Source organism: Gordonia insulae, from assembly GCF_003855095.1.
GTDB classification, from domain to species: Bacteria; Actinomycetota; Actinomycetes; order Mycobacteriales; family Mycobacteriaceae; genus Gordonia; species Gordonia insulae.
In genome coordinates this window covers 1,389,763-1,416,045 of the sequence record NZ_CP033972.1, presented here as the reverse complement: position 1 = coordinate 1,416,045, position 26,283 = coordinate 1,389,763, and the positions used below count along the sequence as shown (strand labels likewise).

The following is a 26,283-nucleotide window of genomic DNA, read 5'->3' as shown; positions in this document are numbered from 1 at the left end:
CACATCGTGTTGTCTCGGTGCCCGCGTGGCGGGTCGAATCGTAGACGGTTCCTGTGATGGGAGCTCGAGGTACGGCCGCAGGCGGGTGTGTGTTGTTTGAGAAGTGCATAGTGGATGCGAGCATCTTTATTTGTCATGAACACTGTGGTGTTTGTGGTTGATTTTGTTGTTTATCGTTTTGTGGTGATGTCTACATTTGGTCCTCACTGTGTGTGGGGGTTGTTTGTAGGTGTTGTTGTAAGTGTTTAAGGGCGTTCGGTGGATGCCTTGGTACCAGGAGCCGATGAAGGACGTGGGAGGCCGCGATAGTCCTCGGGGAGTTGTCAACCGTGCTGTGATCCGAGGGTGTCCGAATGGGGAAACCCAGCACCCGTGATGGGGTGTTACCACCAGGTGAATGTATAGCCTGTGTGGGGGAACGTGGGGAAGTGAAACATCTCAGTACCCATAGGAAGAGAAAACAATTGTGATTCCGTGAGTAGTGGCGAGCGAAAGCGGAGGAGGCTAAACCATGCGCATGTGAGACTCGGCAGGGGTTGTGTGTGTGGGGTTGTGGGGTTCATCTTCTCAGTGCTGCCGTGCTGGGCGTGAGTGATAAAATTGTGGGTTAGGTGAAGTGGCCTGGAATGGTCTGCCGTAGTCGGTGAGAGTCCGGTAGCTGAAAACCTGCAGTCTTGCGTGATGTTCTCCCAAGTAGCAGCGGGCTCGTGGAATCTGCTGTGAATCTGCCGGGACCACCCGGTAAGCCTGAATACTTCCTGGTGACCGATAGCGGACTAGTACCGTGAGGGAAAGGTGAAAAGTACCCCGGGAGGGGAGTGAAATAGTACCTGAAACCGGACGCTTACAATCCGTCAAAGCCTGTGCACCCTTTGGTGGGTGGTGGGTGATGGCGTGCCTTTTGAAGAATGAGCCTGCGAGTTAGTGCTCGGTGGCGAGGTTAACCCGTGTGGGGTAGCCGTAGCGAAAGCGAGTCTGAATAGGGCGTTGAGTCGCCGGGTCTAGACCCGAAGCGGAGTGATCTACCCATGGCCAGGGTGAAGCGACGGTAAGACGTCGTGGAGGCCCGAACCCACTTCAGTTGAAAATGGAGGGGATGAGCTGTGGGTAGGGGTGAAAGGCCAATCAAACTCCGTGATAGCTGGTTCTCCCCGAAATGCATTTAGGTGCAGCGTTGCATGTTTCTTACCGGAGGTAGAGCTACTGGATGGCCGATGGGCCCTACTAGGTTACTGACGTCAGCCAAACTCCGAATGCCGGTAAGTGAGAGTGTGGCAGTGAGACTGCGGGCGATAAGGTTCGTAGTCGAGAGGGAAACAGCCCAGATCGCCGGCTAAGGCCCCTAAGCGTGTACTAAGTGGAAAAGGATGTGGGGTCGCGAAGACAACCAGGAGGTTGGCTTAGAAGCAGCCACCCTTGAAAGAGTGCGTAATAGCTCACTGGTCAAGTGATCCTGCGCCGACAATGTAGCGGGGCTCAAGTACACCGCCGAAGCCGCGGCACTCCACCAATACATCCGCAATGCCTTACGGGGTGTTGTGTAGTGGGTGGGGTGGGTAGGGGAGCGTCCTGCATCCCTGGAAGCACCGGCGTGAGCTAGGTGTGGAGGGTGTGGGAGTGAGAATGCAGGCATGAGTAGCGAAAGCAGAGTGAGAAACTCTGCCGCCGAATGACCAAGGGTTCCTGGGCCAGGCTAATCCGCCCAGGGTGAGTCGGGACCTAAGGCGAGGCCGACAGGCGTAGTCGATGGACAACGGGTTGATATTCCCGTACCCGTGTACAGGCGTCCATGCTGAATCAGTTGTACTAACCATCCAAAACCGGATGGATCACCTTCGGGTGACCGGATGGGGCTGCATGGGACCTCGGCTGGTAGTAGGCAAGCGATGGGGTGACGCAGGAAGGTAGTGGGGCCAGTCAGTGGTTGTACTGGTGTAAGCCTGTAGGGAGTGGCATAGGCAAATCCGTGCCACAGATATCCTGAGAGGTGATGCGTAGCCGTTGCGGCGAATTCCATGATCCTATGCTGCCGAGAAAAGCCTCTAGCGAGTTGGTACACGGCCCGTACCCCAAACCAACACAGGTGGTCAGGTAGAGAATACTAAGGCGATCGAGAGAACTGTGGTTAAGGAACTCGGCAAAATGCCCCCGTAACTTCGGGAGAAGGGGGACCCAGACTGGTGAACACCTTTCGGTGGGAGCTGGTGTGGGTCGCAGAGACCAGAGAGAAGCGACTGTTTACTAAAAACACAGGTCCGTGCGAAGTCGTAAGACGATGTATACGGACTGACGCCTGCCCGGTGCTGGAAGGTTAAGAGGACCGGTTAGTGCCCTTCGGGGTGCGAAGCTGAGAATTTAAGCCCCAGTAAACGGCGGTGGTAACTATAACCATCCTAAGGTAGCGAAATTCCTTGTCGGGTAAGTTCCGACCTGCACGAATGGCGTAACGACTTCTCTGCTGTCTCAACCACAGACTCGGCGAAATTGCAGTACGAGTAAAGATGCTCGTTACGCGCGGCAGGACGAAAAGACCCCGGGACCTTCACTATAGCTTGGTATTGGTGTTCGGTTCGGTTTGTGTAGGATAGGTGGGAGACTGTGAAACTCGCACGCCAGTGTGGGTGGAGTCGTTGTTGAAATACCACTCTGATCGTATTGGACTTCTAACCTCGGACCCTGATCGGGTTCAGGGACAGTGCCTGGTGGGTAGTTTAACTGGGGCGGTTGCCTCCCAAAATGTAACGGAGGCGCCCAAAGGTTCCCTCAGCCTGGTTGGCAATCAGGTGTTGAGTGTAAGTGCACAAGGGAGCTTGACTGTGAGACGTACATGTCGAGCAGGGACGAAAGTCGGGACTAGTGATCCGGCACCGGCAAGTGGAAGCGGTGTCGCTCAACGGATAAAAGGTACCCCGGGGATAACAGGCTGATCTTCCCCAAGAGTCCATATCGACGGGATGGTTTGGCACCTCGATGTCGGCTCGTCGCATCCTGGGGCTGGAGTAGGTCCCAAGGGTTGGGCTGTTCGCCCATTAAAGCGGCACGCGAGCTGGGTTTAGAACGTCGTGAGACAGTTCGGTCTCTATCCGCCGCGCGCGTCAGAAACTTGAGGAAACCTGTCCCTAGTACGAGAGGACCGGGACGGACGAACCTCTGGTGTGCCAGTTGTCCTACCAAGGGCACTGCTGGTTAGCTACGTTCGGAAGGGATAACCGCTGAAAGCATCTAAGCGGGAAGCCTGTTCCAAGATGAGGTTTCTCACCCCCTTCGAGGGGTAAGGCCCCCCACAGACCATGGGGTTGATAGGCCAGAACTGTAAGCTCAGTAATGGGTTCAGGTGACTGGTACTAATCGGCCGAGGACTTACCAACAACACTTATCACCGATAAGACTGTGACGCATCCACTATGCACCTCTGAAACAACACACAATCAGGCAAAACAAACCCGAAGTGTGTGTGGGTTTCATAAAGTTACGGCGGCCATAGCGGAGGGGAAACGCCCGGTCCCATTCCGAACCCGGAAGCTAAGCCCTCCAGCGCCAATGGTACTGCACCCTAATCAGTGTGGGAGAGTAGGACACCGCCGAACACAATTTGATCAACGGCCCTGTATTCGATTCCGATCGAATACAGGGCCGTTGGCATTTCTCCGCTCGGATGACGCAGCCGGCTCGCCGTGCAGCGCCCTTGTCGGGGATCCAGTTCGATTACGTTCATCCGGCTTCGAGGCATAGATTGGCTGCTATGACAGATCGTGACCGCACCCCCCGACGCGACGGCGGCCCCAACCGGACCGGCGGAGCGCGACGCGACGGTGCGCAGCGACGTGACGGACGCTCGGGTCGGCCCGAGCGTCCCACGCGTGGGACAGGTTCGGCGGGCCGGCCGGACGAGCCGGCTCTGCCCGCCGACGTCGCCGCCTCCGATCTCGACACCGAGGTCCGGCGGGATCTACTCACCTTGGACAAGACCAATGCGGAGAATGTCGCGCGCCATCTCGTGATGGTGACCCGTCTTCTCGAAGAGGATCCGACGCTGGCGCTCGAGCACGCCCGAGCCGCCCGCCGGCGTGCCGGACGGGTGGGTCTGGTCCGCGAGACGATGGGCATCGCCGCCTACAACGCGGGCGAGTGGCAGGAAGCTCTCTCGGAACTGCGTGCCGCGCGCCGGATCACCGGCAGCACCGCGCTTCTTCCGCTCATCGCGGATGCCGAGCGCGGTCTGGGTCGCCCCGCGCGAGCGGTCGAGATCGCGCGCAGCGAGGAAGGTCGAGCCCTTGTCGGCGACGAGGCCACCGAGATGCGCATCGTCGAGTCCGGCGCCCGAATCGATCTGGGTGAACCGGAAAAGGCGATCGTCACGCTGCAATCGGAGAACCTGAAGCCGGGACAGTCGGGAACGCCCGCAGCTCGTCTCTACTATGCGTATGCCTCGGCGCTGGCGGCCGCCGACCGCGTGGACGAAGCGATCACCTGGTTCATGAATGCAGCCTCGGCCGACGTCGACGATGTCACCGATGCCGAACTGCGACTGGTGGAATTGGCCGACGGACCCCAGGTCGACGCGGACGCGGGCGGGGGCGATGTGGTCACGCCCGAGTCGGGGATCGACACGGCCTCGGCGGCGCCGGAGTCTCTCATCGCGGCGTCGGCACCGGCCGTCGAGACCGCGGACGTGGTGTCGCCCTCGGAAGCGGTGACCGCCTCGTCGGCGCCGTCTCCGGTGGTGGAACCCAGCGTTCCTGCGGTGGACACGACACCGGCCCCCGCGGTGGACACGACACCGGCCCCCGCGGTGGACACGACACCTATTGCCGCGGTGGACACGACACCCGTTGCCGCGGCAGCACCCTCGGTTCCCACAGATGCATCGTCCGGTGCGCTCGCCGCTCGGTACGACGCGCTGCTCCTCGACCTCGACGGCACCGTCTTTGCCGGCCATCGCGCGATTCCCGGCGCCCGCGAGACCCTCGAGGCGGTGACAACCGCACGGTTCTTCGTCACGAACAACGCCAGCCGACGTCCTGCGGAGGTTGTCGATCATCTCGTCGAGCTCGGTTTCGCGGCAACGGCAGATCAGGTGGTCACCAGCGCACAGTCGGCGGCCCGATTGCTGTCCGAGCATCTCGAGCCGGGATCACGTGCGCTCGTCATCGGCACCGAAGGACTCGCGCAGGAAGTCCGCGAGGTCGGCATCGGGGTCACCCGCAGCGCCGATGATCGTCCCGCAGCGGTGATCCAGGGCCATTCGCCCGACACCGGGTGGGCTCAGCTGTCCGAGGCGGCATTGGCGATCGGTGCGGGTGCACTGTGGATCGCCTGCAACACCGACGCCACGTTGCCGTCCGAGCGCGGCAAGCTGGTCGGCAACGGATCGATGGTCGCGGCCGTCGCCCACGCCACGGGTAAACAACCGCTGGTGGCGGGAAAGCCGGCTGCGCCGTTGATGGCCGACGCCATCGCCCGCAGCCGCGCCTCGCGGCCCCTGGTCGTCGGCGATCGCCTCGACACCGACATCGAGGGTGCGCATTCGGTCGGCGTGGACAGCGTGCTGGTCCTGACCGGTGTCAGCACGGTGGCGGACCTGCTGATCGCGCCGCCCGAGCAGCGGCCGACCTACGTGGTCGCCGATCTCACCGGGTTGTTCGCCGATGCGGATTCGGTCCGCGTGGGTGAGCAGGATGGATGGTCGATCGACGTCAGCGGCGACACGGCGACCGTGAGGTCTGACGGCACCGGCCGACCGGAGAGCCTGGTGCCGGCGTTGGCCGAGGTCGTGTGGCACGCGATCGACGACGGTGGCCTCGATCCGTCCGAACTGACGGTGAGCAGCGCCGACGACGCGGCACGCGGTGTGCTGAACTCGGTCGGTATCGGTACCGTGCGCTAGCGTTGGTGCCATCATGATCGACTCCGGCCACATCGAATCCGGTGACTCCGAAAGCTCCTCGCAGCAGAACGGCGGACCGGTGCCCGGTCCGCCGCGGCCCGGGCCCCACCTGATGCCGCGGTCGGCCGGTGCGCCGGCGCCCGACGCAGGTGAGGTCGCACAGGCTCCGGACACCGACCCGGACGCCGTGACCGCTGCGGTGTCGGCGCTGCTCGTGCAGGTGGACGAGGTTCGCCAAGCTGTCGACGGCACGTTCGATCTCAGTGCGCTCGGGCGTCAGACCGAACTGCTCGAACAGGCCCATGACGTTCTGACCACGGCGCTCGAAGACGTCGACACACGATGAGAGACTGCTGAGCCGTGGCGCCCCGCGCTCGCCTCGACGCCGAGCTCGTTCGTCGTGGTCTGGCCCGCTCGCGCGAACAGGCCCGGACCCTCATCGCGGACGGGCTCGTCAAGATCAATGGCGTCGTCGCCGTGAAGCCGGCGACCAATGTCGGCCGCGACACCCCGATCGTGGTGGTCGAGTCGGTCGGAGATGACTGGGCCTCCCGAGGTGCGCACAAGCTGTTGGGTGCGCTCGCGGAGTTCGGGCCGTCCGGCCTGTCCGTCGCGGGGCGGCGATGCCTCGACGCCGGCGCATCGACCGGCGGTTTCACCGACGTCCTGCTGCGGCGGGATGCGGCCGAGGTGGTGGCCGTCGACGTCGGCTACGGCCAACTGGTGTGGCGCCTCCAGAACGACGCCCGGGTCACCGTGCGCGATCGCACGAACGTCCGTCATCTGAACCCCACCGACATCGGCGGCGAGGTCGACCTCGTGGTGGGCGACCTGTCGTTCATCTCACTCGCGCTGGTCCTGCCCGCGCTGGCGGCATGCACCCGCGTCGGTGGCGATCTCCTCCCGATGGTCAAACCCCAGTTCGAGGTGGGCAAGGACCGCGTGGGCTCCGGCGGAGTCGTCCGGGACCCGCAACAACGTGCGGACGCGGTCCTCGCGGTGGCCCGCGTGGCACGCGATCTCGGCCTGCACACCCGTGCCGTCGTGGCGAGCCCGCTGCCCGGTCCATCGGGCAATGTCGAGTTCTTTCTGTGGCTGCGCAAGGTCCGCGCGGTCACAGCAACCGAACCGAGTGGGTCGGGTCGCGGTGTGCCGAATTCCACCGGGGGCGACCGGGCCGACGCGAACCCGTCCCGGCCGGATAGGGTCGGAGTCCGAACCGACGTAACGCGCGGGGACGCCGACAACACGGCTCCCGCCCCCGGGACGTCCGACGATTCGGCACTGATCGAGATGATCGGCAGAGCCGTCGAGAACGGACCTCGCTGACAGACGAAGGGACCACTGTGGCCAACGACCCGGTCGCCGATGGGGCGGGGCACCGAGAGTTCTTGGTGGTCGCGCACACCGGGCGAGAAGTCGTCACACAGACGATGGAGTCGATTGCGCGTCACTGCGCCGCGGCCGGCGTGCGCCTGCGGATCGTCGATCATGACACGCGATCTCGCGATGCGGCCGTCGAGGCCCACACCGACGTCGCCGTGGATCCGGCCCCGCCGGAGAGTCATCCGGTCGATCCGGACCATCTCCGGAGCATCGGAGCGGCCGTGGAGGTCACGTCGGCGGTACCGGCGTCGGCAGAGGGCTGCGAGGTCGTGATCGTCCTCGGTGGGGACGGCACGTTCCTGCGCGCCGCCGAACTCGCCTATCCGGCCGAGGTGCCGGTGCTGGGCATCAACCTGGGGCGCATCGGATTTCTGGCGGAGGCCGAGGCCAACCGCGTCGACGAGGTGATGCGTCAGCTGATCTCCCGTGACTACCGGGTGGAACCGCGGATGACCCTCGACGTCACGGTGATCGACCCGGCGCGACCGGACGAGCCGCCGGCACGCAGCTGGGCTCTCAACGAGATCGCGATCCTGAACCGCACGAGCCATGGTGTTCTCGAACTCGTGACCGAGGTCGACGGCCGCCCGGTGTCCGCGTTCGGCGCCGACGGTGTGCTGGTGTCGACGCCGACGGGATCCACCGCCTACGCGTTCTCGGCCGGTGGGCCGGTGATGTGGCCGGATCTCGAGGCCATCCTGGTGGTGCCCAGCAACGCGCACGCCCTGTTCGCCCGTCCGCTGGTGACGAGCCCACGTTCGCTCGTCGCGGTCGAGATCGACAAGGGCGGTCGGTCGGCGTTCGCCCTCTGCGACGGGCGGCGCCGGCTCGACGTGCCTGCCGGCGCACGCGTCGAGGTGGTGCGCAGTGAACGTTCGGTGCTCTGGGTCCGCATCGACTCGGATCCCTTCACCGACCGTCTCGTGACAAAATTCGATCTACCGGTGACAGGCTGGCGGGGGAGGCCGATCTGACGTGCTGGAAGAACTGTCCATCGAAGGCCTGGGTGTCATCGAGCAGGCCTCCGCGCAATTCCATCCCGGTTTCACCGTCCTGACGGGTGAGACCGGTGCGGGCAAGACGATGATCGTGACGAGCCTTCACCTGCTCTCCGGCGCCCGCGCGGACGCATCGCGCGTGCGCACCGGCGACAGCAAGGCGACTGTCGAGGGCCGATTCCGTCTCACCGAGCCCGGGGCGACCGCCGACGCGGACGACGACCCGGTCGTCGTCGAGATCCTCGAGGCATCCGGCGCAGACATCGACGAGGACGGCACGGTCATCGCGGTCCGTTCGGTCGGTAGCGACGGCCGCTCACGCGCACACCTCGGCGGCCGGTCGGTCCCGGTCGGCGTGATGGGGCGGCTGACCAACCACCTGCTGACGATCCACGGCCAGAACGATCAACTACGACTGCTGAAACCCGAGCATCAGCGAGCCGCTCTCGACACCTTCGCCGGATCCACCGTGGCCACGGCGTTGCGGACCTACCGAACGGCACGCGACGAGTGGGTGACGATCCTCGACGATCTCGACGCACGCCGCACCAACTATCGCGAACTCGCCCAGGAGGCGGATCGGCTCCGTTTCGGCATCGACGAGATCGCGGCCGTCGACCCGAAGCCCGGCGAGGACAACGAACTGGCCGCGACGATTCATCGGCTGTCCGACCTGGAGACCGTCCGGGCCGCCGGAGCGCAGTCACAGGAGATCGTCGTCGGCGATTCCGATTCGGTCGTCGAGGGCCTGGGGCGGGTCCGCACCATCCTGGAGACGTCCGCCGACGAGACATTGCGGGATCTGCTCCCGCGAGTCGCCGAGGCGCTGACCGTCGTCACCGATGTGGGGGAGGAGCTGACCTCGTTCCTCGCCGGGCTGCCCGCCGACGCCGAGGAACTCGACAAGTTGTTGACCCGGCAGTCGGAGCTGAAGTCGCTGGTACGCAAGTACGCCCCGGACATCGACGGTGTCATCGCGTGGCGGAACGCGGCCGAGGACCGGCTGGCCGAGATCGACGACCCGAACCGGTCGATCACCGAACTCGAGAACGCCGCACTCGCCGCGCAGGGGAAGGTCCAGGAGGCCGCCACGGCTCTGCGCCGCCGACGAAAGACCGCCGCGAAGTCGATGGCGACAAAGGTGTCGGCGGAACTCTCCGGGCTCGCCATGGGTGATGCCGCGCTGGCCGTCGAGGTCGGCGTCGATGCGGCCGGCGACGACGACCGACTCGCGATCGACGTCGACGGAACGCGCGCCCATGCCGGCTCGGGCGGCGCCGACCGGGTCGAGTTCGCGCTGCTCGCGCACAAGGGCGCGACCCCGTTGCCCATCGCGCGATCCGCGTCCGGCGGTGAACTGTCGCGGGTGATGCTGGCGATGGAGGTCGTGCTGGCGGCCCCGACCAGCGGTTCGATCATGGTGTTCGATGAGGTCGATGCCGGCGTCGGGGGCCGCGCCGCGGTCGAGATCGGGCGGCGACTGGCCGGACTGGCCCGCGCCCACCAGGTGATCGTGGTGACACACCTGCCGCAGGTCGCCGCCTTCGCGGACAACCATCTGGTGATCGGCAAGAACTCGGGGGGCGGCCGAAAGAATCGGCCGCACACCAGCACCGTGCGCACCCTGGATCGCGACGAGCGCGTCGCAGAACTCGCACGCATGCTCGCCGGGCTCGGGGACTCCGACACGGGTCGCGCCCACGCCGAGGAGCTACTGGCGACCGCCGAGTCGGAGAAGGTCGAGGCCACCGACTGACCCCGGCAGCGCGACAGCTGTTACTCGTGTGACAAAAGTTGCAGTTGTTACGGCGCGCCTCCATCGATTGCCGCGACCCCGCGTCAATCATGGGCGTCATGAAGATGCCTGCACTGCTCGCCCGCACCACCGATGCACTTCCTGGCGTCACCGGAATCGCCAGGATCGACAAGAACACCCGACGGTTGCTCGACCGGGTCGGTCCCGGCGACATCGCCATCCTCGACGAGATCGATCTCGATCGGATGACCGCGGATGCGTTGGTGCAGGCCAACGTCGTCGCGGTGGTCAACGCGTCGCCGTCGATCTCCGGCCGCTATCCCAACCTCGGTCCGGAGGTGCTCGTCGCTTCCGGCATCGTGTTGCTCGACAACGTCGGCGACGAGGTCTTCAAGCGGGTGAAGGACGGCGCCAAGCTCCGGATCGACAATGATCGCCTCTTCGTCGGTGAGCGTCGCCTCGCGCTCGGCACCGAGCTCGAGGAGAGCGACATCGCGGACATGATGATCGAGGCCAAGACCGGCCTGGTCGATCATCTGGAGGCCTTCTCCGGCAACACGATCGAGTTCATCCGCAGCGAGTCGCCGCTGCTGATCGACGGCGTCGGCGTGCCCGACGTCGACGCCGATCTCGCCGGCCGGCACGTGGTCATCGTCGCCGACGGGGCCGACCGTGGCGCGGACCTGCGTGCCCTCAAGCCGTTCATCAAGGAGTACTCCCCGGTGCTCGTGGGCGTCGGCGCCGGTGCGGACACCCTGATGAAGGCGGGTTACAAGCCTGCCGTCATCGTCGGTGACCCCGAGGAGATGAAGACCGCAACTCTCAAATCCGGTGCGCAGCTGGTGCTTCCGGCCGACACCGACGGGCACGCCGCGGGACTCTCGAGGATTCAGGACCTGGGCATCGGCGCGACCACGTTCCCGGCGGCGGGAGCGGCGGCCGATCTCGCGCTGCTGCTCGCCGACTATCACGGCGCCGACCTCATCGTCACCGTCGGCTACGGCGGCACCCTGGACGACTTCTTCGACCGTTCGCGTCGGGAGAGCAACCCGTCGACGTTCCTCACCCGCCTCAAGGTCGGACCGAAGCTGGTCGACGCCAAGGCGGTCGCCACCCTGTACCGCAGCCGGGTCTCCGGTGCCGCCATCGCCTGCGTCATCCTGGCGGCACTGATAGCGGTCATCGCGGCGGTCCTGCTCTCCAACATGGGGCCGGAGGTCACCGACTGGGCGGTCGCGCAGTACCACCAGGCCGTCGAGTGGGCCCGAGGCGTCTGGAACCGGTAGTCAATGATCTCTCTTCGGCAGCACGCGATCTCACTCGTCGCGGTCTTCTTGGCGCTGGCGCTCGGGCTGTTCCTCGGCTCCGGCTTCGTCGGTGACCGGGTCAACTCGGTCACCGGCACCTCCCGGGACCGCATCGGTGACCTCGAGAAACAGCGGGACCAGCTCAACGAACAGGTCAACGCCGCCAACAGCTTCGACGCCGCGGTCGCGCCACGGCTGATCGACGGCGCCCTCAAGGGGCAGTCGGTGCTGGTGGTCACCGCGCCCAACGCGGCCGACGCCGATGTGGATGCGGTGAAGGAGTCGATCTCGACTGCCGGCGGCCGGTTCTCCGGTCAGATCGCGATGACCGACGCGCTGGTCGCGGACCAGAACGCGGAACAGCTTCGCACGATCGTCGACCAGACCATCCCGCCCGGCGCGACCCTGCGCTCCGAGCTCACCGACTCCGGTGGTCGGATCGGTGACCTGCTGGGCGCGCTCGTACTCCATCGCGACGGCCAGGCCGCCGCGTCCGGAGGTGACATCCGACTCGGCCTGCAGGCCCTGCGCGAAGGCGGCTTCATCGGCTACGCCGACAGCGCGATCTCGCCCGCCGATCTGGTCGTGGTGGTCACCGGTGACGCACTCGGCGAGGATTCCGGTGCCCAGGGTGCCTTGACAGGGCGGATGGCGGCCGCGATGGCCGCCCGCGGACAGGGTGGCGTGCTCGTGGGACGCACGGGCTCGGCCACCGGCGGGTCGCCGCTCGCGGTGGTGCGCTCGGACCCGGCGTTGGGCAACGCGGTGTCGACGGTGGACAACGTCGATCAGCAGACCGGCCGGATCACCACGGTGCTCGCCCTGGCGCAGGAAGCCGACGGGCGGACCGGCGGTTACGGCACCGGGCCGGGTGCGCGGGCGATCACCGTCGGCGCCGAACCCGGGCCGGCCGCGTCGGCGGGATGATCGCGGGCCCGCGGTGTCGGTGACGTCCCGGGCCATGCTGTCGACGCGCAGCAGGTGCCTGTCGGTGTGGCGGCAGTCGTTTCCCCGTCGAGGTGTTACCCTGGAGTCCCGTAGGTAATCAGGTTTTCTGGCCTGGAATCGGCCGACGGGAGACGCATTTGCGACCACTTCGTGTGCACACGGACACCAAACACATCTTTGTGACGGGCGGTGTCGCGTCGTCCCTCGGAAAGGGATTGACGGCGTCCAGCCTGGGGCAACTTCTCACCTCGCGTGGCCTCCGGGTCACGATGCAGAAACTCGACCCGTACCTGAACGTGGATCCGGGCACTATGAACCCGTTCCAGCACGGCGAGGTGTTCGTCACCGAGGACGGTGCGGAGACCGACCTCGACGTCGGGCATTACGAACGCTTCCTCGACCGCAACCTCTCGCAGTCGGCCAATGTGACCACCGGACAGGTCTATTCGACGGTGATCGCCAAGGAGCGGCGCGGCGAGTATCTGGGCGAGACCGTCCAGGTCATCCCACACATCACCGACGAGCTCAAGGCCCGGGTGCTCGCCATGCGTGAGCCCGGCTCCGACGGTGAGGCCCCGGACGTGGTCATCACCGAGATCGGTGGGACGGTCGGCGACATCGAATCGCAGCCGTTCATCGAGGCCGCGAGACAGATCCGGCACGACGTCGGCCGGGACAATGTGTTCTTCCTGCACGTGTCCCTGGTGCCCTACCTCGCCCCGTCGGGAGAGCTCAAGACCAAGCCGACACAGCATTCGGTGGCGGCCCTGCGCAACGTCGGTATCCAGCCCGATGCGTTGATCCTGCGCTGCGACCGCGAGGTCCCCGAGGGGCTGAAGAAGAAGATCGCGCTCATGTGCGACGTCGACATCGAGGGCGTCATCTCCACGCCCGACGCCCCGTCGATCTACGACATCCCCAAGGTCCTGCACCACGAGCAGCTCGACGCCTACGTCGTGCGCAAACTCGGACTGCCGTTCCGGGACGTGGACTGGACCGAGTGGGGCGAGCTGCTCAAGCGTGTGCACGACCCGCGGGAGACGGTCACCGTCGCGCTCGTCGGCAAGTACGTCGACCTGCCCGATGCCTACCTGTCCGTCACCGAGGCCATCCGCGCCGGCGGGTTCGCCTGGAAGGCACGCACCGAGATCAAGTGGGTGCCGTCCGACGAGTGCGCGACCCCGGACGGAGCGCAGGCCGCACTCGGCGATGTCCACGCGATCCTCATCCCCGGCGGTTTCGGCATCCGCGGGATCGAAGGAAAGGTCGGGGCGATCAACTACGCCCGCAAACGCGGTGTACCGCTGCTGGGTCTGTGTCTGGGCCTGCAGTGTGTGGTCATCGAGGCGGCCCGCGCTGCCGGACTCGACGACGCGAGTTCCACCGAGTTCGACCCGGAGACGCCCTACCCGGTGATCTCCACCATGGCCGACCAGACCGATGCCGTCGCGGGCGAAGCCGATCTCGGCGGGACCATGCGGCTCGGCGCCTACCCGGCCACACTCGAGGCCGGCAGTGTGGTCGCCGAGGCATACGGCACCACCCAGGTCTCCGAGCGGCATCGACATCGTTTCGAGGTGAACAACACCTACCGCGACAAGATCGCCGCGTCCGGACTGGTCTTCTCGGGCACCTCACCCGACGGGCACCTCGTCGAGTTCGTCGAGTACCCGCCGTCGGTGCATCCGTTCCTGGTTGCGACGCAGGCACATCCGGAGTTGAAGAGCCGTCCCACACGCCCGCATCCACTGTTCCGGGCGTTCATCGACGCGGCACTGAAATACAAGGCGGCCGAACGCCTTCCGGTCGACCTGGGGGACTACGAGCGGGCCGTGGCCGAAGACGACGAGACCGACGCCGAGGTCGGCGCTTGAGCAAACCCGGTTCGGGCGACGCATCGCGTGGTGCGGCGTCCGGCGAACACGGATTCGATGTCGCGGGCACGCGGACCGTCTACGACGGCGCGATCCTGACGCTGCGCGTCGACGAGGTCGAGATGCCCGGCGGCCGGGTCGCCGAGCGCGAGGTCGTGGAGCACTTCGGCGCGGTGGCCGTGGTCGCCCGCGACGCCGAGGGCCGGATCGCGATGGTCCGGCAGTACCGTCACCCGATCGGCCGCCGGCTGCTCGAGCTCCCGGCCGGACTGCTCGACGGTGGTCCCGACGAGACGCCGCTGGACGCGGCGAAGCGCGAACTCGGCGAGGAAGTCGATCTGGCGGCCGACCGGTGGCATGTCCTGGTCGACCTGGATCTGTCGCCGGGCTTCACCGACGAGGCCCTGCGCCTCTACCTCGCCGAAGACCTCCGTCAGCTCGAGGCGGCCGAACGGCACGACGAGGAGGCCGACATGTCGGTCGAGTGGCTGACACTCGACGACGCCGTCGGGCGCGTCCTCGGCGGGGACATCGTCAACGCGACGAGTGTCGCCGGCATCCTGGCGACCGCCGCGGCCGACGCCCGCGGTGTCGGGCTGCGGGAGACGAACGCACCCTGGACGGACGAGCCGACGGCCCTGCGCGAACGGCGGGCGCGGCGGTGAGCCGACCCGCCGTGCACGGCGGCCGGGCGACCCTTGTCGGCGCCCCCACGCTCGCTGCCGAGGGGACGGCGAAGTCCCCGTCCGGGCACTCGGGAGTCCGTTCCCCCTCGGCGGGCAGTGGCGCCGACGAGGTCACCCGGTACCTCGATCACCTCACCGTCGAACGCGGCGCCGCCGCCAACACGGTGCGCTCGTATCGTCGTGATCTCGACAGGTACGAGCAGTACTTGGTCGCCAGAGGCATCGAGGGGCTCGCCGCGGTCACCGAGCAGGACGTCCGTGAATTCCTCGTCGAGTTGCGACGAGGCGACACCGAGGCCGGGCTGGCGCCGCTCGCGGACAGCTCGATCGCACGAACCCTGGTGGCGGTCAGGGGTTTTCACAAATTCGCCGCCGCCGAGGGGGTCGTCGACGCCGACGTGGCGCATGCGGTGCGGCCGCCTCGGCCGGCTCGGCGCCTGCCGAAGTCGCTGCCCGTCGACGAGGTTCTCGCCATTCTCGAGTCCGCCGGTGCGGCGGATCATCCTCGGGCGCTTCGCGATCGGGCCCTGCTCGAACTGCTCTACAGTTGCGGTGCCCGCATCTCGGAGGCCACCGCGCTCGATGTCGACGACATCGACAGGACGACCCGCGCGGTCCGACTTCGCGGCAAGGGCGGCAAGGAACGGGTCGTCCCGGTCGGTGGTCCGGCGATCGACGCCCTCGAGGCGTATCTGGTCCGCGGTCGACCGGCGTTGGCGAGCAAGGCGAATCCGGCCCTGTTCCTGAATGCCCGCGGTGGCCGACTCTCGCGGCAGAGCGCCTGGCAGGTGCTGGCCGATGCGGCCGGCCGAGCCGGACTCGACAAAACTGTGTCGCCGCACACCCTGCGACACAGTTTCGCCACCCATCTCCTCGACGGCGGAGCCGATGTGCGCGTGGTCCAGGAGCTCCTGGGCCACGCCTCGGTGACCACCACGCAGGTCTACACACTGGTGACGGTCAACACGATGCGCGAGGTCTACGCGACGGCCCACCCGAGGGCGCGGTGAGCGACGATCAAGTCGCCCTGTTCGATGTCGGCGATGCTCCGCCGGATCGGCGAGGCGAAGCACTAGGCTGGGACCAGCATTTCACGGTCGCGACCAGCGGTCCGGAGCAGAGCAGTCGGATGAGGGAAGGGAGTGGCGGACACGTGAGCACCCCGGGGGCACCGCGGTCTGCCACCTCACCTGACGATCAGTACCGGATCTCGGTCTCGCCCGGCCGCGAGAGCGACGAGGACACCGATCACGAGGGTGAGCTCGGTCCGACGGGCCGGCCGTATCGTCCGGTTCCCGAACCCACGCCGTTGGATCGACATGGCCCGGCCACGGTCGTCGCGGTGTGCAACCAGAAAGGCGGGGTGGGCAAGACCACCTCGACCATCAACCTGGGTGCCGCGCTCGCCGAGTACGGACGCCGCGTGCTTCTCGTCGACCTGGACCCACAGGGTGCGTTGTCGGCGGGGCTGGGCGTGCCGCACCACGACCTCGATCAGACCGTCTACAACCTGCTGGTGCCGCCACAGGCCGACACCGACGACGTGTTGATGCGGACCCGCGTGGACGGCCTCGACCTGTTGCCCAGCAACATCGACCTGTCCGCCGCGGAGATCCAACTCGTCACCGAGGTGGGCCGCGAGCAATCGCTGGCGCGCGCCCTGCATCCGGTGCTCGACCGCTACGACTTCGTGCTGATCGACTGTCAGCCGTCGCTCGGATTGTTGACCGTCAACGCGCTCGCATGCGCCGACACGGTCGTCATCCCGATGGAGTGCGAGTACTTCAGCCTGCGCGGTCTCGCGCTGCTCACCGACACCGTCGAGAAGGTGCGGGACCGGCTCAACCCGCGCCTGAGTCTGGGCGGAATCCTCGTGACGATGTTCGACGCGCGGACACTGCACTCGCGCGAGGTCATGTCGCGGGTCGTCGAGGTGTTCGGCGACACCGTGTACGACACGGTGATCAGCCGCACCGTCCGATTCCCGGAGACGAGTGTGGCGGGCGAACCGATCACGTCGTGGGCGCCGAAGTCGGCGGGCGCCAAGGCCTACCGCGCATTGGCGCGCGAGGTCATCGCCCGCAACTCGCGTCCCACATGATCGACGGGGACACCGACGTCGAAGACGCGGCGAAGGTCGTCGCCGACCATCCGGCGGCCGACGATCCGGCCCCGGCCGACAAGCCGGCGGGATTCCAGGTCCGGCTGCGCAACTTCGAGGGTCCGTTCGACCTGCTGCTGAACCTGATCAGTCAGCATCGCCTCGATGTCACCGAGGTGGCATTGCACGAGGTCACCGACGACTTCATCGCGTACACGCGCGAGATGGGCCCCGAGATGGGTCTGGAACAGACCACCGAGTTCCTCGTCGTCGCGGCAACTCTGCTGGACCTCAAGGCGGCTCGGCTCCTGCCGTCCGGTCAGGTCGACGACCCCGAGGATCTCGCGCTGCTCGAGGCGCGCGACCTGCTGTTCGCCCGGCTGCTGCAGTACCGGGCCTACAAGCAGGTCGCGGCCTTGTTCGGGGAGCTCGAAGCTGCCGCCCTGCAACGCTATCCGCGTGCGGTATCTCTGGAGGAACATTTCTCCGAGCTGCTGCCCGAGGTGACATTGGGCGTCGACGCCCGCGGGTTCGCCCAGGTGGCCGCGACGGCTCTGACGCCGCGCCCGACACCGACCGTGGGGCTCGACCACCTGCACGTCTCAAAGGTGTCGGTGCCCGCCCAGGCGCGGCGGATGGCCGGCCTGCTGGCCGCCCACCCCGACGAATGGGTCTCGTTCCGGACGCTCACGGAAGATTGTGCGAACGGTTTGGAGGTGGTGGGCAGCTTCCTCGGTCTGCTGGAGCTGTTCCGCGAGCGGGCGATCACGTTCGAACAGCCGGAACCGCTGGGGGACCTGCAGGTCAGCTGGACGGGCGACCGCGCCGTGGAGGACGTGAACATCGACAGGGCGGAGGATTACGGATGAGCGAGGAGAACGGATTCGGGGCCGGCGACATCGCCGCCGGTCAGACCTCCCTCGATCACGACGGCGAGGGCGCACTCGACGACGCGAAACTGCGGTCGGCGCTGGAAGCGGTCCTGCTGGTGGTCGATTCGCCGGTGAGTGCCGATGAGCTCGCCACCGCGGTCGATCAGGATCGGCGGCGCGTCCACACGATGCTCACCCGGATGTCCGAGGAACTCACCCAGGCGAACAGCGGGATGGACCTGCGGTTCGCCGGGGACGGCTGGCGCTATTACACCCGCGCCGAGTACGCGCCCTACGTCGAGCGGCTGCTGCTCGACGGTGCGCGGTCCAAACTGACCCGCGCCGCCCTGGAGACCCTCGCGGTGATCGCCTATCGGCAGCCTGTGTCGCGCGCCAGGGTGAGTGCGATCCGCGGTGTGAACGTGGACGGCGTCATCCGGACTCTGGTGGCGCGTGGCCTGATCAACGAGGTGGGGACCGACGCTGCCACGACGGCCACCACGTATGGCACGACCGAACTGTTCCTCGAGCGGCTGGGGCTCGCATCGCTGTCCGAAATGCCGGACCTGGCGCCGTTGTTGCCCGACGTCGACGTGATCGATGACCTCGACGAGGAGATCTCGTCGGACCCGCGATTCGCCAAACTCGATGCTCACCGGTCAGACTCGACAGGGAACGAATCATCCGGACCGGACCCCGACGACAGTGCGGCACCCCTTCCGGACACCGACAATCAGGATTGAGATATGGCATCCGCTAGCCGAGACGGCACACCGGGCCCGCGCAAGAGGTCGACGCGCGCGCAGGCAACCGGCAAGAAGACTCCCAAGTCCACGGGCAGGTCCCAGGGCCACGGGCAGGGCAATCCGGCCGCCCGGTCGACGAAGAAGACGCATCGCAAGGGGTCGTCGAAACCCGACGTGACCTCGGGCAAGGTGCGTCTGAACAATGCGAAACCGGCCCGCCACCAGACACCCGGCCCGAACGCCGACGAATCCGGCGCCACGTACGTCGCCGACGGGGTGCGGCTGCAGAAGGTGCTCGCCGCGGCCGGCGTCGCGTCGCGGCGCGGAGCCGAGGAGCTCATCGCCGCGGGACGTGTCGAGGTCGACGGTGAGATCGTCACCGAGCAGGGTCTGCGCATCAATCCCGACACCGCGATCATCCGGGTCGACGGCGCACGGGTCGTCATCGACGAGAACAAGCAGTACCTCGCGCTGAACAAGCCCAAGGGCTGGCAGTCGACCATGTCCGACGATCAGGGTCGTCCGTGCATCGGCGACATCGTCGCCGAACGCGTGATGTCCGGACAGCGCCTGTTCCACGTCGGTCGGCTCGACGCCGACACCGAGGGCCTGTTGCTGCTGACCAACGACGGTGAGCTCGCCCACCGGCTGATGCATCCGTCGTTCGAGGTGCCCAAGACCTACCTGGCCACCCTGAAGGGTGAGGTCCCGCGCTCGCTCGGGCGCACCCTGCGGGGCGGCATCGAGCTCGAGGACGGCCCGGTCGCGGTCGACTCGTTCGGAGTCGTCGAGGTCCACGAGGGTCAGTCGCTGGTCAAGATCACCCTGCACGAAGGTCGGAACCGGATCGTCCGTCGCATGATGGAAGAGGTCGGATTCCCGGTGACCGCCCTGGTGCGTACGCACATCGGCGTCGTCGCCCTCGGTGAGCAGCGCCCCGGAAGCCTGCGAGTGCTGAACAACAACGAGATCGGGGAGTTGTACAAGGCGGTGGGGCTGTGAGCAGCGGCGACGCCGCGGGCACGCGCGTCATCGCGATCGACGGACCCGCAGGCACCGGGAAGTCGACGGTGTCGAAGATCCTCGCCGATCGTGTCGGGGCACGGTTCCTCGACACCGGCGCGATGTACCGGGCGGCCACCCTGGCCGTGCTCGATGCCGCGGTGCCGCTCGACGATACCGATGCCATCGGCGAGCGGGTCGCGCATGCCGACATCCGCCTCGACGTCGAGTCGGGTGGATCGACCACCTTTCTCGACGGTGCCGACGTCTCCGTCGCCATCCGCACCGACCGGGTGACCGATGCCGTGTCCGCGGTGTCGGCCGTGCCCGCGGTGCGCACCAGACTCGTCGCCGTCCAACGTCGCGCGGCGCAGGGTGCGTTCGTCGTGGTGGAGGGCAGGGACATCGGGACCGTGGTCTTCCCGGACGCCGACCTCAAGGTGTTCCTCACCGCGACCCCGGAAGCGCGGGCCACCCGACGGCACAAGCAGAACCTGTCCGCGGGACGTGCCGGCGACTACGCCGACGTGCTCGCGAGCGTCAATCGCCGCGACCACCTCGACTCGACGCGCGCGATCTCGCCGCTGCGGCCGGCCGACGACGCGGTGATCGTGGAAACCAGTGACCTGACCCTCGAGCAGGTGGTCGACACACTCGGCCGCCTGGTACGCGATCGGATCGGAGTGCAGTCGTGAGTGAGCACAATCCCCTCGGTGCGCCCGGCGACGAGCTCGCGTTGCCCGGCGACGGCGTCTGGTCCGACGAAACCGATTGGCAGCTGACCGATTTCGACGTCGACGGAGAACCGATCGACGCGACCCCGGTGCCGGTGGTGGCCATCGTCGGACGGCCCAACGTCGGCAAGTCCACACTGGTGAACCGGATCCTCGGCCGCCGTGAGGCCGTCGTCGAGGACATCCCCGGGGTCACGCGTGACCGCGTGTCCTATGCCGCGAGCTGGTCGGGTCAGCGGTTCACCGTTGTCGACACCGGCGGCTGGGAACCCGACGCGAAGGGTCTGCAGCAGGCCGTGGCAGCGCAGGCCGAACTGGCCATGCGCACCGCCGACGCCATCGTCCTGGTGGTCGACGGCACGGTCGGCGCCACCTCGACCGACGAGGCGGTGGCACGGGTGCTGCGCCGCTCGAAGACGCCGGTCATCCTGGCGGCCAACAAGGTCGACAGCGAGCGGGCCGAGGCCGACACCGCCACGTTGTGGTCGTTGGGTCTCGGTGAGCCGCATCCGGTGTCGGCAGCGCACGGTCGGGGGGCGGGCGACCTGCTCGACATCATCCTCGACGTCTTGCCCGAGACGCCCCGCGAGGCACCAGCTTTCGGTGGCCCGCGACGGGTCGCGCTGGTCGGTAAACCCAACGTCGGCAAGAGTTCGTTGCTGAACAAGCTCGCCGGATCGGAACGCTCGGTCGTCGACAACGTGGCCGGCACGACGGTCGACCCGGTGGACGAGCTCATCGACATCGATGGCACGACATGGCAATTCGTCGACACCGCAGGGTTGCGGCGCAAGGTGCGGACGGCGAGCGGGCATGAGTACTACGCCTCGCTGCGTACCCGGGCCGCGCTCGACGCCGCCGAGGTCGCGATCCTCCTGATCGACGCCTCCGAACCGGTCACCGAACAGGATCTGCGGGTGCTGTCGATGATCATCGAGAGCGGCCGCGCATTGGTGATCGCGTTCAACAAGTGGGACCTGGTCGACGAGGATCGCCGCTATCAGCTCGACAAGGAGATCGACCGCGACCTGGCCCGGGTGCCCTGGGCGCGTCGCGTGAACATCTCGGCGAGCACCGGCCGTTCGGTCCAGAAACTCGTGCCCGCACTCGAGGGTGCGTTGGCATCCTGGGACAAGCGGGTCGCGACCGGACGGCTCAACAACTGGCTCAAGGAGGTCATCGCCGCCACACCGCCGCCGCTGCGTGGTGGTCGGCAGCCCCGGGTCATGTTCGCCACCCAGGCCGCCACGCGACCCCCTACCTTCGTGCTGTTCACCACCGGGTTCCTCGAGGCCGGTTACCGACGGTTCCTCGAACGCAGGCTCCGGGAGACGTTCAATTTCGATGGTTCGCCGGTGCGGGTCAACGTGCGTGTGCGGGACAAGCGGGAGCAGCGCCGCAAGCGCTGAGACGTCGGCCGGGCCCGTCGATGGCGCACCCGGTGTCACGTGCGGCAGCGCCTGTGCGGCATGCGATACTTCCACTCGTGCTCATCATCGGACTCATCGTCTTCGGAATGGTCATCGGCGCTCTCGCCCAGTTGATCATCGGCGGAAAGAACATGTGGACCATCGACTGGGGTCTCGCAATCGTCGCCGGTGTTGTCGGTTCGTTCATCGGTGGACTGCTGATCAGCCTGCTCGCCGGTGACGGTCTCAACTTCCGCGCCAGCGGCATCATCGGATCGTTGGTCGGTGCTGTCATCGTCACCGGTGCCTGGATCTGGTACAAGAAGCGGACTCCGGCGGCCTGACTCCGGCCCGGCCGATCCGGCTCGCTGACCAGGCGATTGGATCGAACCGGCGCCCGTCGGCTAGGCTCATCAACGCTCCGCTTGCGGGGCTGTCTCCTCGGAGGCAAACGGGCTGTGGCGCAGCTTGGTAGCGCACTTGACTGGGGGTCAAGGGGTCGCAGGTTCGAATCCTGTCAGCCCGACCACGAGAAACCCTCTCCGAATCACCTCGGAGGGGGTTTCGTCGTCGTTGGGCGGCGAGTCGATGGCCGGTGCTCGACACGGACGACCACGTTGGCGCGAGTTGAGACACCGTCGGGGGCGTCTTCATCCGGGCAGCCGCCGGGGCGCAGGCGCCAGGTGAGGTTCTCGGGGTCGGCATCGGACCGGACGACCATCGCCGACCTCGTCCCGATCGAACTGCTGACCGAGCAGCCGTGGAATGCCGAGCGCCTTGGAGGCGTTGCCAATGGGCATGAGCGAACAACCAGAACTCAGCCCCGAGGGGTGGGTGCGTGACCAGACCGAGAAGATTCTCGAGCAGGGGACCACTGACGGCGTCCTGATCATGGACCGACCGGTGGTGCTGTTCACCACCACCGGGGCGAAGTCGGGCAAGAAGCGCTACGTCCCGTTGATGCGGGTCGAGGAGAACGGCAAGTACGCGATGGTCGCCTCCAAGGGCGGTGACCCGAGCCATCCGTCGTGGTATCACAACGTGAAGGCACACCCGCAGGTCACGGCGCAGGACGGTGCGACAGTGTATGAGCTCACCGCACGTGAGGTCGAGGGCGCCGAGCGCGAGCACTGGTGGGACCTGGCCGTTGCGGCGTACCCGCCCTATGCGGAGTACCAGACCAAGACCGACCGGCTGATCCCGGTCTTCGTGCTCGAATGAGCTGACACCGGCCGAAGCAATTCATGAACTCCCGACGCAGTTCGCGCGACGAACTGCGTCGGGAGTTGTCGTTGTCAGCCCAGGCGGGCCAGTCGCGTCCAGGTGTCGACGACGGTGTCCGGATTCAGCGACATGGATTCGATGCCCTGCTCGAGCAGCCATTCGGCGAGGTCGGCGTGATCGCTGGGCCCCTGCCCGCAGATGCCCACGTACTTGCCGCGGGCCTTGCACGCCGAAATGGCCGCAGCGAGCATGTGTTTGACGGCCGGGTCGCGTTCGTCGAAGGAGTCCGCGACGAGTGCGGAGTCACGGTCGAGTCCGAGCGTCAGCTGCGTCATGTCGTTGGAGCCGATGGAGAAGCCGTCGAAGTGATCGAGGAAGGCGTCGGCGATGACCGCGTTGGACGGCACCTCGCACATCATGATGACCTCGAGTCCGTTCTCACCGCGACGCAGGCCGTGTGAGTCGAGCAGCGCGATCACGCCCTCGGCCTCGGCGAGTGTGCGGACGAACGGGATCATGATCTTGACGTTGGTCAGGCCCATCTCGTCGCGGACGTATTTCAGGGCCGCGCATTCCATGGCGAAGCAGTCGGCGAAGTCCTTCGACAGGTAGCGCGACGCGCCGCGGTACCCGATCATCGGGTTCTCTTCCTCGGGCTCGTACAGCTCCCCGCCGACCAACTTCGCGTACTCGTTGGACTTGAAATCCGACATGCGCACGATCACCGGGTGCGGCGCGAACGCCGCGGCAATCGTCGCGACCCCCTCGGCCACCCGGTCGACGAAGAACTCGCGGGCACTCGGGTAGGCCGCGATCGCGTCACCGATCTGCTGCTTCAGCGGCCCGTCGAGGGTCTCGAAATCGAGCAGGGCCTTGGGATGGATCCCGATCTGGCGGTTGATCACGAATTCCAGGCGCGCCAGTCCGACACCGTTGTTCGGCAGGCGGGAGAACGCGAACGCCTGCTCTGGGGTGCCGACGTTCATCATGATCTTGGTGGCGATCTCGGGCATCGCCTCGATCGACGATTCGGTGACGTCGAAGTCGAGCAATCCGTCGTACACGTAACCGGTGTCACCCTCGGCGCACGAGACGGTCACCTCGCGGCCGGCCTCGAGTGACCGGGTGGCCCCGCCGGAACCGACGACCGCGGGGATGCCCAGCTCGCGGGCGATGATCGCCGCGTGACAGGTACGGCCACCACGATTGGTGACGATCGCGCTGGCGCGCTTCATGATCGGCTCCCAGTCGGGGTCGGTCATGTCCGCCACGAGCACCTCGCCGACCTGGAACTCGTGCATCTGCTCGACCGACTCCAGCACCCGGACGGCGCCTGCGCCGATACGTGCGCCGATCGCGCGGCCCTCGACGAGCACCGGGCCGGTCTCGTTCAGCCGGAACCGTTGCTGGCCGGTCACCGCGGCCCGGGACTGCACGGTCTCCGGGCGGGCCTGCAGGATGTACAGCTCGCCGTCGACACCGTCCTTACCCCACTCGATGTCCATCGGTCGGCCATAGTGCTCTTCGATCAACAGCGCCTGGCGGGCCAGCGCCTCGACCTCGGCGTCGGTGAGGCTCAGCAGTCGTCGTTCGGCCGGCTCGACGTCGACGAACTCGGTCGTGCGGCCCACCGAGCGGTCGGTGGTGTAGATCATCTTGGTTGCCTTCGACCCGATGCCGCGCTTGAGCACAGCGGGACGGCCCGCTCGCAGCGCAGGCTTGTAGACGTAGAACTCGTCGGGGTTCACCGCACCCTGCACGACGGCCTCACCGAGCCCGTACGACGACGTCACGAACACGGCGTCGGGGAAACCGGACTCGGTGTCGATGGTGAACATGACCCCCGACGTGCCGATGTCGGAGCGCACCATCTGCTGCACACCCGCCGACAGGGCGACCACATCGTGGTCGAACTCGTGGTGGACCCGGTAGGCGATGGCGCGATCGTTGTACAACGACGCGAAGACCTCCCGCATCGCCTGCAGGATTGCTTCGATGCCCCGCACGTTGAGGAATGTCTCCTGCTGGCCGGCGAACGACGCATCCGGCAGGTCCTCGGCGGTCGCACTGGACCGCACCGCGAACGACGCCTCGTCCGAGCCGCCCGACAGTTCCGCGAACGCCGTCCGGATGTCGGCTTCGAGATCCGACGGGAAGGGCTGATCCATGACGGCCGCACGAATCTCTCGGCCTGCCTCGGCCAGCGCCTGGACGTCGTCGGTGTCGAGGTCGGCGAGCCGCGCACTGATCCGGGCGGCGAGGCTGGTGCCGGCCGATCCGGATTGGTTCATGAATCGGCGGTAGGCGTCGGCGGTCGTCGCGAAACCGTTGGGGACCCGGACGCCGAGGTCGGTCAGGTTGCGGACCATCTCACCGAGCGACGCGTTCTTGCCGCCGACCTGGTCGAGATCGGCGAGGCCGAGGTCGGCGAACCACCGGATGTTGCTGTTCATGGAAATGGCTCCTCAACTCTCGGGGTGGGGTCTGCGGGCGAGCACTTGCAAGATGATCGTGGACATCTCTTCGACGGATTTCGCCGACGAGTCGATGATGGGTAGGTCGTGGGCGCGGTACAGCGCCTCTGCGCGCTTGAGTTCGTAGGTGCACTGGCGCAGGGACGCGTAGGTGGAGTCCGGGCGTCGCTCTGTTCGGACCGCGCTGAGGCGGGCGGCGCTGGTCATGAGCCCGAAGCAGCGGTCGGCCAGGTGTCGGATCGGGCGGGGCAGGTCCGTGCTCGTGAAATCGTCGTCGATCAGTGGATAGTTCGCGACGCGCAGACCGTGCTGCAACGCGAGATACATGGTCGTCGGAGTCTTGCCGCAGCGGGACGGAGCCACCAGGATGACGTCGGCCTTGTCCAGCGAGCGAAGACTCTGACCGTCGTCATGTTCGATCGCGTACTCGACGGCCTGCATGCGTGCGTTGTACCGCTTGACGTCGCCGACGCCGTGCAGACGAGCGGGTGTGCGGGCGCCACGCGCCCCGAGGATCTCCTCGACCTGCTGCATGTGCATGTCGAAGAAATCGATGAGGGGTGCGCGGGTCTTGGCCAGTTCGATACGGACGTCGTCGAGCGCGGCTGTCGCGAAGACGAGGGGAGTCAGGCCGCGGTCCACGGTCGCGTCGATGGTGCGCACCACCTCGCGCGCATCGTCGGGGGTGGTGATGAACGGGATCAGCGTCCGGTCGAACCGATGATCGGGAAAGTGCAGCAACAGTGCGTTACCCATGGTCTCGGCGCTGATCCCGGTGCTGTCGGAGAGAAAAAAGACCGGGATCGCGTCACCACCGTGTGTCTCGCTCACCTGCTCGTGTCCTATCGGCCTGCGTCAGAGTGGCCTCTATCGTTCCTC

The 26,283-nt window shown here is 66.6% G+C and carries 20 protein-coding genes, 1 tRNA gene and 2 rRNA genes; 21 read left to right on the top strand and 2 right to left on the bottom strand.

Translation table 11 applies throughout. The annotated features are described in order from the left end of the window. Window positions 1–235 precede the first annotated feature (235 nt). The 21 genes from D7316_RS06460 to D7316_RS06360 all read left to right on the top strand — a co-directional run bounded on the left by D7316_RS06460 (window position 236) and on the right by D7316_RS06360 (window position 22,927). Window positions 236–3,368: ribosomal RNA gene (locus D7316_RS06460) — 23S ribosomal RNA — on the top strand. Between the two features lie 102 nt (window positions 3,369–3,470). Then, window positions 3,471–3,587: ribosomal RNA gene (gene rrf, locus D7316_RS06455) — 5S ribosomal RNA — on the top strand. Window positions 3,588–3,742: 155 nt separating this feature from the next. Further along, window positions 3,743–5,887, top strand: a complete 2,145-nt coding sequence (locus tag D7316_RS06450) for an HAD-IIA family hydrolase (RefSeq protein WP_124707546.1) — start codon at window positions 3,743–3,745, stop codon at window positions 5,885–5,887. Window positions 5,888–5,900: 13 nt separating this feature from the next. Continuing rightward, window positions 5,901–6,233 (top strand): hypothetical protein, encoded by a 333-nt coding sequence (locus D7316_RS06445; RefSeq protein ID WP_232016798.1) that lies wholly within the window; start codon window positions 5,901–5,903, stop codon window positions 6,231–6,233. A 14-nt stretch (window positions 6,234–6,247) separates the two neighbouring features. Next, the gene (locus D7316_RS06440) at window positions 6,248–7,216 is read left to right on the top strand and encodes a TlyA family RNA methyltransferase (RefSeq protein WP_124707545.1); all 969 of its coding nucleotides are present in this window, start codon (window positions 6,248–6,250) and stop codon (window positions 7,214–7,216) included. A 17-nt stretch (window positions 7,217–7,233) separates the two neighbouring features. Next, window positions 7,234–8,247 (top strand): NAD kinase, encoded by a 1,014-nt coding sequence (locus D7316_RS06435; RefSeq protein ID WP_124707544.1) that lies wholly within the window; start codon window positions 7,234–7,236, stop codon window positions 8,245–8,247. Window position 8,248: 1 nt separating this feature from the next. Beyond that, complete coding sequence (recN, locus tag D7316_RS06430; protein WP_124707543.1) at window positions 8,249–10,027, top strand: DNA repair protein RecN; 1,779 nt, start codon at window positions 8,249–8,251, stop codon at window positions 10,025–10,027. Between the two features lie 104 nt (window positions 10,028–10,131). Then, on the top strand, window positions 10,132–11,313 hold the full coding sequence (gene steA, locus D7316_RS06425) for a putative cytokinetic ring protein SteA (protein ID WP_197718332.1): 1,182 nt from the start codon (window positions 10,132–10,134) through the stop codon (window positions 11,311–11,313). A gap of 3 nt (window positions 11,314–11,316) precedes the next feature. Further along, complete coding sequence (locus tag D7316_RS06420; protein ID WP_124707541.1) at window positions 11,317–12,261, top strand: copper transporter; 945 nt, start codon at window positions 11,317–11,319, stop codon at window positions 12,259–12,261. 158 nt (window positions 12,262–12,419) lie between these two features. Next, the gene (locus tag D7316_RS06415; protein WP_197718193.1) at window positions 12,420–14,156 is read left to right on the top strand and encodes a CTP synthase; all 1,737 of its coding nucleotides are present in this window, start codon (window positions 12,420–12,422) and stop codon (window positions 14,154–14,156) included. Continuing rightward, window positions 14,153–14,821 carry an NUDIX domain-containing protein gene (locus D7316_RS06410; protein WP_124707540.1) on the top strand — a complete coding sequence of 223 codons (669 nt, stop codon included), beginning with the start codon at window positions 14,153–14,155 and terminating at the stop codon, window positions 14,819–14,821. The genes D7316_RS06415 and D7316_RS06410 overlap by 4 nt, the downstream gene beginning before the upstream one ends. After that, window positions 14,818–15,852, top strand: coding sequence for a site-specific tyrosine recombinase XerD (gene xerD / locus D7316_RS06405; protein ID WP_232016797.1), 1,035 nt, complete (start codon window positions 14,818–14,820; stop codon window positions 15,850–15,852). Before D7316_RS06410 ends, xerD begins: the two co-directional genes overlap by 4 nt. A gap of 119 nt (window positions 15,853–15,971) precedes the next feature. Then, complete coding sequence (locus D7316_RS06400; RefSeq protein WP_124707539.1) at window positions 15,972–16,943, top strand: ParA family protein; 972 nt, start codon at window positions 15,972–15,974, stop codon at window positions 16,941–16,943. Further along, window positions 16,940–17,812, top strand: a complete 873-nt coding sequence (locus D7316_RS06395) for a segregation and condensation protein A (RefSeq protein ID WP_124707538.1) — start codon at window positions 16,940–16,942, stop codon at window positions 17,810–17,812. The genes D7316_RS06400 and D7316_RS06395 overlap by 4 nt, the downstream gene beginning before the upstream one ends. Beyond that, window positions 17,809–18,558, top strand: a complete 750-nt coding sequence (gene scpB, locus D7316_RS06390; protein WP_124707537.1) for an SMC-Scp complex subunit ScpB — start codon at window positions 17,809–17,811, stop codon at window positions 18,556–18,558. Before D7316_RS06395 ends, scpB begins: the two co-directional genes overlap by 4 nt. Window positions 18,559–18,561: 3 nt before the next feature. Next, complete coding sequence (locus tag D7316_RS06385; RefSeq protein WP_124707536.1) at window positions 18,562–19,563, top strand: pseudouridine synthase; 1,002 nt, start codon at window positions 18,562–18,564, stop codon at window positions 19,561–19,563. Beyond that, window positions 19,560–20,258 carry a (d)CMP kinase gene (gene cmk / locus D7316_RS06380; RefSeq protein WP_124707535.1) on the top strand — a complete coding sequence of 233 codons (699 nt, stop codon included), beginning with the start codon at window positions 19,560–19,562 and terminating at the stop codon, window positions 20,256–20,258. The genes D7316_RS06385 and cmk overlap by 4 nt, the downstream gene beginning before the upstream one ends. Continuing rightward, a complete protein-coding gene (der, locus tag D7316_RS06375; protein WP_124707534.1) occupies window positions 20,255–21,706 on the top strand; it encodes a ribosome biogenesis GTPase Der in 1,452 nt (483 codons plus the stop codon). The genes cmk and der overlap by 4 nt, the downstream gene beginning before the upstream one ends. A 77-nt stretch (window positions 21,707–21,783) precedes the next feature. Next, window positions 21,784–22,050, top strand: a complete 267-nt coding sequence (locus D7316_RS06370) for a GlsB/YeaQ/YmgE family stress response membrane protein (RefSeq protein WP_124707533.1) — start codon at window positions 21,784–21,786, stop codon at window positions 22,048–22,050. Window positions 22,051–22,158: 108 nt separating this feature from the next. Next, a tRNA-Pro gene (locus D7316_RS06365) sits at window positions 22,159–22,235 on the top strand. A 269-nt stretch (window positions 22,236–22,504) separates the two neighbouring features. After that, window positions 22,505–22,927, top strand: a complete 423-nt coding sequence (locus tag D7316_RS06360; protein ID WP_124707532.1) for a nitroreductase family deazaflavin-dependent oxidoreductase — start codon at window positions 22,505–22,507, stop codon at window positions 22,925–22,927. Window positions 22,928–23,001: 74 nt separating this feature from the next. Here D7316_RS06360 and ppsA read toward each other — a convergent pair whose 3' ends face one another. Together ppsA and D7316_RS06350 are read right to left on the bottom strand one after the other, a co-directional pair. Next, window positions 23,002–25,383: a phosphoenolpyruvate synthase gene (gene ppsA / locus D7316_RS06355; RefSeq protein ID WP_124707531.1), complete on the bottom strand. Its 2,382-nt coding sequence runs from the start codon at window positions 25,381–25,383 to the stop codon at window positions 23,002–23,004. A gap of 12 nt (window positions 25,384–25,395) precedes the next feature. Then, window positions 25,396–26,235 (bottom strand): pyruvate, water dikinase regulatory protein, encoded by an 840-nt coding sequence (locus D7316_RS06350; protein ID WP_124707530.1) that lies wholly within the window; start codon window positions 26,233–26,235, stop codon window positions 25,396–25,398. Between the last annotated feature and the right edge of the window lie 48 nt (window positions 26,236–26,283).